This is a genomic window from Pigmentiphaga sp. CHJ604 (genome assembly GCF_036972535.1).
In the GTDB taxonomy this organism is placed as follows: Bacteria; Pseudomonadota; Gammaproteobacteria; order Burkholderiales; family Burkholderiaceae_B; genus Pigmentiphaga; species Pigmentiphaga daeguensis.
In genome coordinates this window covers 1,288,567-1,301,527 of sequence record NZ_CP136998.1, presented here as the reverse complement: position 1 = coordinate 1,301,527, position 12,961 = coordinate 1,288,567, and the positions used below count along the sequence as shown (strand labels likewise).

The following is a 12,961-nucleotide window of genomic DNA, read 5'->3' as shown; positions in this document are numbered from 1 at the left end:
TGGAGAAGAAATGCTGACATCCAACGCGCTCGCCAATGTCCTGGCGCAAGCTCCTGCGGCCGGAGGCGAAGGCGCCCTGATGGGGATGCTGCCCATCGTCCTGATGTTCGTGATCCTCTATTTCCTGATGATCCGGCCTCAGATGAAGCGCCAGAAGGAGCACAAGAACATGGTTGCCGCCCTGGCCAAGGGCGACGAAGTCGTCACCGCCGGCGGCATCCTGGGCAAGGTCGTCCAGGTCAACGACACCTACGTCTCGCTGGAAGTCTCGCGCGAAGGCGACAAGGCGGTGGAAGTCCTGGTCCAGAAGACCGCGGTCCAGACCGTCCTGCCCAAGGGCACCATCAAGGCTCTGTAAGCCGGGCGCTCGCGTCCATGCCGCTCGCGCGGCATCGATGCACTGCCGGGGGCTGGCGCCGGGCGCCGCCCCTTTTTCGCGTTCTGCGGCCTGGCCCGCTGCGGGCACCGGCGCCGATGCGCCAGCCTTCCGAGGTTTGATTACCGATGAATCGCTATCCTCTCTGGAAGTACATCATGATCGCCGTGGTGGTCGTGATCGGCTTCATCTACACCCTGCCGAACTTCTTCGGCGAGTCCCCCGCCGTCCAGGTCTCCAGCGCCAAGGCGACCGTCAAGGTCGACAACTCCATGATGGAGCGCGTGGACCAGACCCTGCAGGCCGCGGGCATCTCCAACACCGGCCTGTACTTCGAGCAGAACGGCCCCGTGGGCACGGTGCGGGTGCGCCTGAACACGCCGGACCAGCAGCTGCGCGCGCGCGACCTGCTCGAGAAGTCGCTGAATCCCGATTCGTCCGACCCCAGCTACGTGGTCGCGCTGAACCTGCTGTCGGCCTCGCCCGCCTGGCTGCGCGCACTGCACGCGCTGCCCATGTACCTGGGCCTGGACCTGCGCGGCGGCGTGCACTTCCTGCTGCAGGTGGACATGAAGGGCGCGCTGACCAAGCGCTACGACGCCATGACCGGCGACGTGCGCTCGCTGCTGCGTGACAAGAACATCCGCCACAACGGCATCGACCGCGTCGGCCAGAGCATCGAAATCAAGTTCCGCGACGCCGCCACCCGCGACGCCGCGCGCGACGTGCTGCGCAACGGCCTGCCCGACCTGCAGCTGACCGACCAGGACGCCGGCGGCGACTTCAAGCTGATCGGCGCCCTGACGCCGCAGGCCATCAAGACCGCGCAGGACAACGCGCTGCGCCAGAACATCACGACGCTGCACAACCGTATCAACGAACTGGGCGTGGCCGAGCCGGTCATCCAGCAGCAAGGCGCCGACCGCATCGTGGTCCAGTTGCCGGGCGTGCAGGACGTGGCCAAGGCCAAGGACATCCTGGGCCGCACCGCCACGCTGGAAGTGCGCATGGTGGACGACTCGCCGGAAGCCACCAGCGCGCTGGCCAGCGGCACCGTGCCCTTCGGGCTGGAACGCTACACCGACCGCGACGGCCGGCCGGTGCTGGTGCGCCGCCAGGTCGTGCTGACCGGCGAGAACCTGCAGGATGCCCAGGCCGGCTTCGACGGCCAGACCCAGCAGCCCGCCGTGCACCTGACGCTGGACGCCAAGGGCGCCCGCATCTTCCGCGACGTGACCCGCGACAACGTGGGCAAGCGCATGGCCATCTTGCTGTTCGAGAAGGGCAAGGGCGAGGTCGTGACCGCGCCCGTGATCCGCACCGAGATCAGCGGCGGCCGCGTGCAGATCTCCGGCAGCATGACCACGGTCGAGGCCAACGACACGGCCCTGCTGCTGCGCGCCGGCTCGCTGGCCGCGCCCATGGACATCATCGAGGAACGCACCATCGGCCCCAGCCTGGGCGCCGACAACATCCAGAAGGGCTTCCACTCGGTGGTCTACGGCTTCGCCGCGATCGCCATCTTCATCATCCTGTACTACGGGCTCTTCGGCGTGTTCTCGGTGATCGCGCTGGCGGTCAACCTGCTGCTGCTGATCGCGCTGCTGTCCATGCTGCAGGCCACGCTGACCCTGCCGGGCATCGCGGCCATCGCGCTCACGCTGGGCATGGCGATCGACGCCAACGTGCTCATCAACGAACGGATACGCGAGGAACTGCGTAACGGCGCCGCGCCGCAGCAGGCCATCCACCTCGGCTTCGAGCGGGCCTGGGGCACCATCCTGGACTCCAACGTCACCACGCTGATCGCGGCGGTGGCGCTGCTGGCCTTCGGTTCGGGCCCGGTACGGGGCTTCGCCATCGTCCATACCATCGGGATCCTGACCTCGATGTTCTCCGCCGTGGTCGGCGCCCGCGCGCTCGCCAACCTCTGGTACGGCCGCCGCAAGAAACTCGCCAAGCTGTCGATTGGCCAGGTCTGGAAACCCAAAGAGGTCTGAGCAACATGGAATTCTTCCGCATCCACAAGACCATCCCGTTCATGCGCCATGCGCTGGTGCTGAACCTCATCAGTCTGGTCACGTTCCTGGCGGCGGTGTTCTTCATCGCCACCAAGGGCTTCCACCTGTCCATCGAGTTCACCGGCGGCACGGTCATGGAAGTGGCCTACCCGCAGGCGGTGGAACTGGACAAGGTACGCGGCACCATCTCGCAGAAGGGCTACAACGACTTCCAGGTGCAGAACTTCGGCACCTCGCGCGACGTGATGATCCGGCTGCCCAACATCGAGGGCAAGACCTCGACCCAGCAGAGCAACGAGGTCATCGAGGCCCTGAAGGCCACCGACCCCGGCGTCGAGCTGCGCCGCGTGGAATACGTGGGCCCGCAGATCGGCAAGGAACTGGCCCACGACGGCCTGCTGGCGCTGCTGTTCGTGGTGGTCGGCATCATGATCTACCTGGCGTTCCGCTTCGAGTGGAAATTCGCCGTGGCGGGCGTGGTGGCCAACCTGCACGACGTGGTCATCATCCTGGGCTTCTTCGCCTTCTTCCAGTGGGAGTTCTCGCTGCCGGTGCTGGCGGCGGTGCTGGCGGTGCTGGGCTACTCGGTGAACGAGTCCGTGGTCATCATGGACCGGATCCGGGAGAACTTCCGCAAGCAGCGCAAGGCCTCGGTGCGGGACGTGATCGACAGCGCCATCACGGCCACCATCTCGCGCACGATCATTACCCACGGCTCGACGCAAATGATGGTGATCGCGATGCTGATCTTCGGCGGTCCGTCGCTGCACTATTTCGCGCTGGCACTGACCATCGGCATCTGGTTCGGCATCTACTCGTCCGTGTTCGTGGCGGCGGCCATCGCCATGTGGCTGGGCGTCAAGCGCGAGGACCTGGTCAAGCCGGCCAAGAAGGACACCGGCGAAGTCGTGGGCTGACGCCCGCATCGTTCCGGACGACGTCCCGAAGCGCCCGGCTCCGCCGGGCGTTTTTGTTTTCATCAGGCCATTCGACCCGACGGAGCACTTCCATGAATCCGCGATTCGATCTCCTGACCCTGCAGCTGCTGCGCAAGGTCGACGAAACCGGCAGCGTGGCGCGCGCGGCCGAGACCATCCACCTGACGGCATCGGCCGCCAGCAAGCGCATCCTGGAACTGGAATCCCAGTTGGGCATCGCCCTCCTGACCCGGCGGCCGGAAGGCGCGCGCCTGACCGCCGCCGGCCAGGCGGTGGCGCGGCGTACCGAACGGGTGCTGGAGGAATTGCAGGGGTTGCAGCAGGACCTGGCGGGGTTCACCGACGGCACCTCGGGCACGGTCAGGATCGCCTCCAACACCTCGGGCATGTGCGCGGGGCTGGCGGACCTGATGGCCCGTTTCGCGGTGGAATATCCCGGCATACGCATCTCGGTGCGGGAAGCCACGAGCGCGGCGGTGCTGGAGGCGGTGGCCAACGGGTCGGTGGACCTGGGCATCGCCCATGCCGGCGCCCAGGCGGGCCACCTGCAAAGTCTGCCGTATACGCGCACGCCGCTGGTCCTGGCGGTACCCGCCGGCCATGAACTGGCCGCACGAGACGCCGTCTTCTACGAGGAAACGCTGCGGTTCCCGCACATCGCGCGGGCGGCTGACAGCGCGCTGGCGCAGTTCTCGGGCCAGGACGGCCAGGGCACGCGGTACCCGCCCGCCGTCTCCACCCAGGTGACCAGCTTCCCCGCGGTGTTCTCGCTGGTCAGCGCGGGCCTGGGCGTGGCCGTGGTGCCCGCCGCGCCCGCCGACTGGCACGTGCCGGCCAAGATCCGGCAGGTGCCGCTGGCCGACGACTGGGCCAGCTTCGAACTGCGCCTGGTGGTGGACCCGGGCGTGGTCCCCACGCCCGCCGTGTCGCGCCTGCTGGGCGCCCTGCTGTCGCAGGCCGCCTAGTCCACGCTGACCGAAGCGTCGCGCACCACCTTGCCCCACTTGACCTTGTCAGAGGCGATCAGGGCCGAGAAGGCTTCCACGGTGTCGGACGCGGGCTCGTAGCCATTCTCGATCAGCTTCTGCCGCACGGCCGGCCTGGCCACGTAGGCCCGCATCGCCACGTTCCACTTGCGCACCACGTCGGCCGGCGTGGCCCGGGGCGCGGCGACGCCCCACCACTCGTCGGCCACGTAGCCGGGCAGCCCGGCCTCGGTCACCGTGGGAACATCGGGAAAGCTTGCGGCGCGCGCGGCGCCGGTGGTCGCCAGCAGCTTGACCCGGCCCGACTTGATGTAGGGCGTGGCCGGCCCCAGGATGGCGAACATCATGGAGATCTGGCCGCCCAGCAGGTCGTTCAGCGCCGGGCTGGTACCACGGTAGGGAACGTGGCGGATGTCGATCCCTGCCATGGACTTGAACAGCTCCCCGGGCAGGTGGCCCGCCGCGCCGTTGCCCGCCGACCCGAAGGTCAGCATGCCCGGCTTGCTCCTGGCCAGCGCGATCAGCTCGCCGATGGAGTTCACCCCCAGCGAAGGATGCACCAGCACGCCGAACACGGTCGAGGCCACGCGGCTGACCGGCGTGAACTGCTTCTCGGGATCGTAGGGCAGGGATTTGTACAGGCTGGGGTTGATGGCCGACACGCCCGCCGTCGTCATCAGCATGGTGTAGCCGTCGGGCTTGGCCGTGGCCACAGCGGCGGCACCGATGGCGCCGCCCGCGCCGGGGCGGTTCTCGACGACGACCGGCTGGTGCCATTGCTGATCCAGCTCGCGCGCGAGTTCGCGCGCCAGGATGTCGGTGCCGCCGCCAGCGGGAAATGGCACCACCAGCCGGATGGGTCCGGCCGGGTAGGCATCGGCCGCCTGCGCGGCGTGTGGCCCGGCGAACGCGAGGCAGGCGGTCAGGAGAACACGGAACGGTTTCATGCGAGCACTTCCCTTGCAGACTCGGCGGCGGACGCTTCCAGCGTCGCCTCCGGAAAATAGACGGTGCCGGCGTACAGGCGCCGGGCGGTGCGAAGCAGGCTGGCCGATCGGATCTCGATGCCGGCGGCGCCCTGGCTCGCGTCGATCCCCACGCGCAGCGTACCCGCGGGGTGCTCGATGGCGACCTCGCCCGCCTCGGCCCGATCGGCGATCCGCGCGGCGACGGACCCCGGCACCTGCACGGCCGCCGCCAGGCACACCGCGCCGGTCACGGCGAACGAGGTATGGCAGGTGTAGGGCATGAAGTACCGGGCATTGATCGTACCGCCCCCCACGGGCCGCGCCACGGTCACCAGCTTGGGCATCTCCAGCCGCGACACGTCGCCCAGCCCCATGGCTCGGCCGGCCGCGCAACGCACGCGCTCGACACGAGCCAGCAGATCGTCGCGGGCATTGATCTCGTCGGCAGTCTCGTAGCCCGTCATCCCCAGCTCGGCGGCCTCGACGATGGCCATGGGCACGGCCGCGTCCACGCAGCTGACGCGCACGCCTTCCATGGTCTCGACGGCCTGGCCGGTGGGCAGCAGCTTGCCGGTCTTGGCGCCGGCCACGTCGCAGAAGCGCAGCCACACCGGCGCGGCGGTGCCAGCCACGCCGTCGATGGCCGCCTCGCCCGCATAGACGGCGCGGCCGGCCCGGGTTCGCACGGTGGCGACGATGCGCTTGCCCGTGTTGACATTGAAGATGGCCACGTCGGTGGAGGCCCCCGCGGCGGCCTTCACCAGGCCTTCGTCGATGGCGAACGGGCCGACCGCGGCCAGCATGTTGCCGCAGTTCACCGAATAATCGATGGTGTTCTTGTGGACGCAGATCTGGGCGAACAGATAGTCCACGTCCACGCCCGGCCGGGCGCTGCGCGAGATGATCGCGACCTTGTTGGTAAGCGAATCGATGCCGCCTATGCCGTCTATCCGCCTCGGCTCCAGGGCCCCCATCAGCCTGAGCAGCGCGGCGTCGCGCCGCGCGCCGGCCGGCGGCAGGTCCTCCGCCAGGAAAAACGGCCCTTTGGACGTACCGCCGCGCATCAGTACGCAGCGCAGCCCCAGTTGATCGGAAAATGTCTGCATGGCTTTCCTCCTTGCGGGGCAAGTCTGGGCCGTCCGGCCCGAGCGGGCAAACGACGAATCGGCGCGGGGGGCGCGAAAAAAATTCAGGTCTCTGCGGACACCGTCCCGCCGCATACTGGCGGCCATGCGACACCTGGACTATTCCCGACTATCGGCGGGCGAGATCGCCGCCCGCCTGCGTGACAACCTCCTGCTGCCGGCCGACGTCGCCCGCGGCGTGATCGAGCAGCACGCGCGGCTGGAACCGGCCCTGGAGGCCTGGAGCTGGTTCCAGCCGCGCGAGGTCGAGCGCGCCTACCGCGACGGCCCGGCGTTCACCGATCCGCGCCCGAGCCTGCTGGGCGTCCCCGTGGGCGTGAAGGACATCATCGACGTGGCGGGCATGCCGACCGGGCTCGGTCTGCCCGGCGCGGCCGCCCCCGCGTCCCGCCATGCGGCCTGCGTCGAGCTGCTGCGCGCGGCGGGCGCGGTACCGGTCGGCAAGACCGTCACCGCCGAGTTGGCCTTCTCGCATCCGGGTCCGACGCGCAATCCTCATGCGCCCGGCCACACGCCCGGCGGGTCGTCCAGCGGCTCGGCGGCCGCGGTCGCCGCTGGCATGGTGCCCCTGGCGCTGGGCACGCAGACGGGCGGCTCGGTCATACGACCGGCCGCCTACTGCGGCGTGGTTGGCATCAAGACCTCGCTGAACGCGGTCCCCACGGCCGGCGTCGCTCCGGTGGCCGGCAGCCTGGATTGCCTGGGCTGGTTCACACGTTCCGTGGCGGACGCCATCCTGGCCGCGAGCGTCCTGCTTCCCTGGCGGGACCTCGCACCCCTTGCTCCCGGGCACCGGCTGCGCATCTGGATGCTGGACGCCACGGAACTGGGGCCGCTGGCTCCTGAAGCGCGGCAGGCGCTGGACGATGCGTCCGCCGCGATGCGCGAGGCGGGCTGCGCCGTCGTCGAGGCGCCCCTGCCCGGCCTCCTGCCCGCGCTGGCCGAATGCCACCGCCGCATCATGCTGCACGAGCTGGCCCGCTCGCTGCTGCCCATCCTCAACGCGCGTCGCCACGAGTTGAGCGCCGTCATGCTGGCGGCGATCGAGGCGGGACAGGCCATCACGGCCAGTCACTACCAGGAGGCCCGGGACCGGGTGCGGAACGCGCGCGCCACGCTTGCCGCCCACATGCGGGACGTGGACCTCATCCTGACTCCCAGCGCGGCGGGCGCTGCACCGGCGGGCCTGCACCATACCGGCGAATCGACCTTCAACCGGATCTGGTCGGTGCTCGGCTGGCCCGCTATCCACCTGCCGACGGCCTGGTCCGCGCGCGGCCTGCCGGTGGGCGTGCAACTCGTGGGCAGCCCCGGGGAAGATGAGGCGCTGCTGCGGCGCGCCGAGGCCATCCACCCCGTGATAGACCGGCGCGGACCGGTACCGCGCGGCCAGGCACCGATGGCACAATAACCATTCTCCCGCTTCCTCGGTGGCTGCCCCATGCCCAACCCAAGCAAGATCCGCGTCTGGGACCTTCCCACCCGCCTCTTCCACTGGCTGCTCGTCATCTGTGTGGCCGGGGCCTTCGCCACCATCAAGGCCGGCGGCCTGTGGACGGAATACCACCTGCTGTTCGGCTACGCGGTGCTGGGGCTGATCCTGTTCCGCATCGTCTGGGGATTCGTGGGCAGCAGCCATGCCCGCTTCGCGTGCTTCGTGCGCGGGCCGCGGGCCATCGCCGCCTACCTGGGGGGCACCATGCCGCGCACGCCCGGCCACAATCCGCTGGGCGCGCTGTCGGTGGTGGCCATGATCCTGCTGCTTGGCTACCAGGCCGTCACGGGGCTGTTCGCCAACGACGACATCTTCACGGAAGGGCCGCTGGCGGGCCTGGTCGGCAAGGACTGGTCGGACCGGCTGACCGGGCTGCACAAGCTCGATGAGCTGCCCATCCTGATCCTGGTCGGGCTGCACCTCCTGGCGATCATCTGGTATCGGGTCGCGAAGAAGCAGAAGCTGACCCGCGCCATGGTGACCGGCGATGCTCCGGCCGAGGAATTCACCGCTGGCGCCGACTCCGCGCGGGATACGGCGGGCACCCGCCTGCTGGCGCTGGTCATCGCGGCCGTGGTCGCCGCGGTGGTCTACGGCATCGTGTCGCTGCGGCCCGCCGCCATGTTCTGATCCGTCTCGGGCCGTGCCGGTCAGCGGCCGCCGTGATGACCGCCGCCTCCGCCGCCGGCCATGCCCACGCTGCCGCCCCCACGGCCTTCCCCGCCACGGCCTTCACCGCCATGGAAGCCGCCGCCCCCGCGGCCGAACTCGCGTCCACCGCCGAACTCGCGGCCGCCCTGCGGACCGCTCCAGCCCCGGCCCGCTCCGGGGCCAGCCTGAACTCCGCCGCCTTCGCCACGGCCACCGGCCCATTCCCGGCCGCCGGACGGACGCGAGGGCATGCCCGCGGCGCCGCGCGGGCCGTCCTGGCCCGGACGCGACGCCTGGGGCCCCTGCCCGCGCCCACCCTCGGCTCCCGGCATCCCCGCACCGCCACCGGGCATGCGGCCCGGCATCGCGCCCGGGTTACCCGTCTCGCGGCCGCGGCCGCCATCGGCCCTGGGGCCGCTTCCCTGTCCATCGAAACGGCTGCCGGGCGTGCCGCGGTCGCCCGCCGCTCCCGGCCGCCCGCCATCGAAACGGCTACCGTGGCCACCGTCGAACCGGCTGCCGTGGCCTCCGTCGAAGCGGCTGCCGAAATCCCTGCCGGGATCGCGCAGCGACGCGCGGTCGATATTGGGCAGGTCGCGCCGCCAGGCATCGGCACGTGCGCGGTACGCCTCGCGCGCGGCGAAATGTCTGGCCGGATCGCCGCCGTAGAACTGGCGGCCGCGCCCGGGATCACCGTAGCCGACGTTGCGGCGGTGGTAGGGATCGTGCTGCCAGTCGACGTGGCTGAAGCGTGTGCGGTTGAAGTTGTTGTAGTTGTAGATGTTGACGACGTTGACCCGGTGCGAGTGCCAGTCGTAGCCGCCCCACAGCGCGTGCCCGATGAACAGGCCCACGCCGAACGAGAACACGACGCCGGCGGCCACGTAGCCGGGCGGGTACCAGTAGAACGGCGTGTAGGCCGGATACAGCCAGGGCCCGTAGACGACCGTGGGGTTATAGACCGGCACATACACCACGTCCGGCCGCGCGGGCTCGATGCGGATGACCGTGGTGCCGCCCGAGGACGGCACGGTGGTGACCGTCTGCTCCGGCCCGGAGGTCAGGTTGCCGGCCGCCTGGGCCCGCGACCGCAGCACCTGGACCTGGTCCATCAGCGCATCCTGTTGCGACAGGAAGACGTCGCCCAGGCGCGTGGTCCAGCTCAGGCGTTCGTTCATCATGTCCAGCACGTTGGGGAAGGCGACCAGCGACTTGACGCTGGGATCCCAGTCCTGGTTCTGCATCGCGCCTTCCAGGTCCGCGCCCGTCACGTTGGGATGGTCCTTCTGCCAGCGGGCAGCCTCGACCACTTCCAGCGGATAGGTGGAGGCCATCAGGATCTGCGACAGCAGCGCGTCGGGATACAGCGCGATGGGCGCGACCAGTTGCTCCAGCTCCGCGGGTTGCGCGACGCCGTTGCGGGTCGATGCCGTGGTCTGGGCCGCGACGGGAACCGGCAGGCCGGCCACGGTGGAAAAGGCGGCGGCCATGCACAAGACGATTTTCGATACGGAAGCCATGACGGGCCCCCCATTTGGCGGAAATACACAGGTATTCGACCGCCGGAAAACGAAAAAAGCCAGGGTGGACCTGGCTTTTTTTTGAAACAACGGGCTTACAAGCCCTGAAACCTATTTCGATCGATTACCGGTTCCGGAAATTGTCGTGACAGGCCTTGCAACTGGCGGCGGCCGCGCCGTACGCGGTCCGCACCTGGGCCAGATCGCCGGTGTCGGCCGCCGCCACCAGCTTGTCGATATCGCCGTGCAGACGCTCCTGGCCCTGCTTGAACCTGGCGTTGTCGGACCAGACCGCGGGCTTGGCGCCGCCGCCTTCGGTTCCCGGGCCGAATGCGCTCCACGGCAGTTTGGACATCATGGCCACGATGGCCACGTCGGCCTTCACCTGGGCCGGGTCGTAGGGCTGCTGGCCGCGCACGACCGGCGCGATGCGGCCGAAGTGGTTGGACATCACGGTAAGCGCCGACTGGCGATACTTGACGGCGTCCTCGGGCTTGGCGAACTGGGCGGCGGCGGTGGCGGGCAGCAGCATGGGGGCGGCAGCGATACAGGCGACGGACAGTACGCGCAAAAGTCTCTTCATCAGGGGCTCCTGGGTAGGACGGACGGGGGAGGGTCTACCGGACGATAGACCGGTCGGACAACGATTCCAACGTGTTCGATGCGCGCGGCGCGCCAGGGTTCCCGGGATGTGGGCGCCGGCGCCCACATCCCGGCGGGCTACGACAGCTCGCGGGCGAGCTTGGCCGCCAGGCCGATGTAGTTGCGCGGGGTCATCGCCAGCAAACGGGCCTTGGGCTCGTCGGGCAGGTCCAGCCCCAGGATGAATTCGCGCAGCGCCTCTTCGCTGATGCCCTTGCCCCGGGTCAGCGCCTTCAATTGCTCGTAGGGCTGCGGCAAGCCATAGCGCCGCATGACGGTCTGCACGGGTTCGGCCAGCACTTCCCAGCAGGCGTCCAGGTCGGCGTCGATGGCCGCGCCGTTGATCTCCAGCTTGTCGAGCCCGCGCACGCAGGCGTCGTAGGCCACCAGGCAGTAGCCGAAGGCCACGCCCAGGTTGCGCAGCACGGTGGAGTCGGTCAGGTCGCGCTGCCAGCGGGAAACGGGCAGCTTGTCGGCCAGGTGGCGCAGCGTGGCGTTGGCGAGCCCCAGGTTGCCTTCGGAGTTCTCGAAGTCGATGGGGTTGACCTTGTGCGGCATGGTGGACGAGCCGATCTCGCCTTCCTTCAGGCGCTGCTTGAAATAGCCCAGCGCGATGTAGCCCCAGATGTCGCGGTTCACGTCGAGCAGGATCACGTTGGCCCGCGCCACGGCGTCGAACAGCGCGGCCATCCAGTCGTGCGGTTCGATCTGGATGGTGTGGCGGTTCTGCGTCAGGCCCAGGCCCTGGAGCACCTTGGCGCTGAAGGCTTCCCAGTCGATCTCGGGATAGGCGGACAGGTGGGCGTTGAAGTTGCCGGTGGCGCCGTTGAGCTTGGCCAGCGGCTCCACGCGCTCGATCTCGGCGATGGCCCGGCCCAGGCGCGCCGCCATGTTGGCGAATTCCTTGCCCATGGTGGTGGGACTGGCGGGCTGGCCGTGGGTACGCGACAGCAGCGGCTGGTCGGCATGCTGTTCGGCCAGGGCCGCCAGCTTGTCGTAGGCCTTGCGCAGCGCCGGCACGAGGGCCTGGTCGCGCGCGGCGCGCAGCATCAGCGCGTGCGAGGTGTTGTTGATGTCTTCCGACGTGCACGCGAAGTGGATGAACTCGGCCGCGGCGGACAGCTCGGCGTTGTCGGCCACTTTTTCCTTGAGCCAGTACTCCACCGCCTTCACGTCATGGTTGGTGGTGCGCTCGATGTCCTTGATGCGGGCGGCGTCGGATTCGGAGAATTCCGCCACCAGTTCCGCCAGCCGCTGGCGCGCGGCAACGGAGAAGGGTTGCAATTCGGGCAGTCCCGCGTCGGACAGCGCCACCAGCCACGCGACCTCGACCTGCACCCGGTGATGCATGAAGCCGGCTTCGGACAAGAGCGGGCGCAGGAGCGCGCCGCGGCTGGCATAGCGGCCGTCCAGCGGCGACAATGCATTGAGGGGGGTCAGCTGGTCGGAAGTCTTCATAAGCGCTTGAAAGTAAAAAGAAATTGTAGCACCGCAGCATATCCGGGGACGGGTCCGGATGGTATACTCCGCGGCCCATCCATGCCCGCCGGCCGGCCCTGATTTTAGGACCACCCGGCTCTTGCTCTATGAAACTTATCGGCTCGTTGGCCAGCCCCTTCGTCCGCAAAGTCCGCATCGTCCTGGCAGACAAGAAACTCGACTACCAGTTCGAGCAGGAAAACGTGTGGGCGGCGGACACCCGCATCCAGGACTCCAACCCGCTGGGCAAGGTCCCCTGCCTGATCATGGAGGACGGCGGCGCGGTCTTCGATTCCCGCGTCATCGTCGAGTACCTGGATACGATCACGCCCGTCTGCCGGCTGCTGCCCCCCTCGGGCCGCGAGCGCTCCGAGGTCAAGTGCTGGGAAGCCCTGGCCGACGGCCTGCTGGACGCCGCCGTGCTGATCCGCGCCGAATATACCCAGCGCCCCGAGGCGCTGCGCAGCGAGAGCTGGATCGCGCGCCAGCAGGGCAAGATCGACGCCGCCTTGGATGCCATGGAAACCGGCCTGGGCGAAAAGCCCTTCTGTGCCGGCAACAGCTACACGCTGGCCGACGTCGCGGTGGGCTGCGCGCTGGGCTACCTGGACTTCCGCTACCCCGAGCGCGACTGGCGCGACGGCCATCCGAACCTGGCCCGCCTGGCCGAAAAACTGGCGCAGCGCCCTTCCTTCGCCGACACCGATCCGCGCCGGGGCTGATCCCGGCCCGTCCGCTCC

12 protein-coding genes are annotated in these 12,961 nt (G+C 69.1%); 7 read left to right on the top strand and 5 right to left on the bottom strand.

What is annotated here, in order from left to right; translation table 11 throughout:
• Positions 1–10: 10 nt before the first annotated feature.
• The 4 genes from yajC to R4823_RS06305 all read left to right on the top strand — a co-directional run bounded on the left by yajC (position 11) and on the right by R4823_RS06305 (position 4,300).
• On the top strand, positions 11–358 hold the full coding sequence (gene yajC / locus R4823_RS06320) for a preprotein translocase subunit YajC (RefSeq protein ID WP_087837034.1): 348 nt from the start codon (positions 11–13) through the stop codon (positions 356–358).
• A 146-nt stretch (positions 359–504) separates the two neighbouring features.
• Entirely contained in the window at positions 505–2,376 is a 1,872-nt protein-coding gene (gene secD / locus R4823_RS06315; RefSeq protein ID WP_087837035.1) for a protein translocase subunit SecD, read from the top strand.
• Positions 2,377–2,381: 5 nt separating this feature from the next.
• Positions 2,382–3,314, top strand: coding sequence for a protein translocase subunit SecF (gene secF, locus R4823_RS06310; protein ID WP_087837036.1), 933 nt, complete (start codon positions 2,382–2,384; stop codon positions 3,312–3,314).
• 92 nt (positions 3,315–3,406) lie between these two features.
• Positions 3,407–4,300 carry a LysR family transcriptional regulator gene (locus tag R4823_RS06305; RefSeq protein WP_279816805.1) on the top strand — a complete coding sequence of 298 codons (894 nt, stop codon included), beginning with the start codon at positions 3,407–3,409 and terminating at the stop codon, positions 4,298–4,300.
• Here the strand turns inward: R4823_RS06305 and R4823_RS06300 are convergent.
• Positions 4,297–5,268, bottom strand: coding sequence for a tripartite tricarboxylate transporter substrate binding protein (locus R4823_RS06300; RefSeq protein WP_279816803.1), 972 nt, complete (start codon positions 5,266–5,268; stop codon positions 4,297–4,299). The two genes, R4823_RS06305 and R4823_RS06300, sit on opposite strands and share 4 nt — an antisense overlap.
• Positions 5,265–6,395 (bottom strand): 4-oxalomesaconate tautomerase, encoded by a 1,131-nt coding sequence (locus R4823_RS06295; RefSeq protein WP_279816801.1) that lies wholly within the window; start codon positions 6,393–6,395, stop codon positions 5,265–5,267. Before R4823_RS06295 ends, R4823_RS06300 begins: the two co-directional genes overlap by 4 nt.
• Positions 6,396–6,519: 124 nt before the next feature.
• Here R4823_RS06295 and R4823_RS06290 point away from each other — a divergent pair, with 124 nt between their 5' ends.
• Together R4823_RS06290 and R4823_RS06285 are read left to right on the top strand one after the other, a co-directional pair.
• Complete coding sequence (locus R4823_RS06290) at positions 6,520–7,845, top strand: amidase (protein ID WP_279816798.1); 1,326 nt, start codon at positions 6,520–6,522, stop codon at positions 7,843–7,845.
• 30 nt (positions 7,846–7,875) lie between these two features.
• Positions 7,876–8,559, top strand: coding sequence for a cytochrome b/b6 domain-containing protein (locus R4823_RS06285; RefSeq protein ID WP_338617960.1), 684 nt, complete (start codon positions 7,876–7,878; stop codon positions 8,557–8,559).
• Positions 8,560–8,579: 20 nt separating this feature from the next.
• On the opposite strand, the gene R4823_RS06280 is transcribed toward R4823_RS06285, so the two are convergent.
• From R4823_RS06280 to purB, 3 genes are all read right to left on the bottom strand, one after another.
• The gene (locus R4823_RS06280) at positions 8,580–10,100 is read right to left on the bottom strand and encodes a DUF3300 domain-containing protein (RefSeq protein ID WP_338617958.1); all 1,521 of its coding nucleotides are present in this window, start codon (positions 10,098–10,100) and stop codon (positions 8,580–8,582) included.
• A 124-nt stretch (positions 10,101–10,224) separates the two neighbouring features.
• The gene (locus R4823_RS06275; protein ID WP_087837042.1) at positions 10,225–10,683 is read right to left on the bottom strand and encodes a cytochrome c; all 459 of its coding nucleotides are present in this window, start codon (positions 10,681–10,683) and stop codon (positions 10,225–10,227) included.
• Positions 10,684–10,820: 137 nt separating this feature from the next.
• Entirely contained in the window at positions 10,821–12,200 is a 1,380-nt protein-coding gene (gene purB, locus R4823_RS06270) for an adenylosuccinate lyase (protein ID WP_087837043.1), read from the bottom strand.
• Positions 12,201–12,328: 128 nt separating this feature from the next.
• On the opposite strand from purB, the gene R4823_RS06265 reads away from it, so the two are divergent.
• Entirely contained in the window at positions 12,329–12,943 is a 615-nt protein-coding gene (locus tag R4823_RS06265; protein WP_087837044.1) for a glutathione S-transferase C-terminal domain-containing protein, read from the top strand.
• Positions 12,944–12,961: the final 18 nt, after the last annotated feature.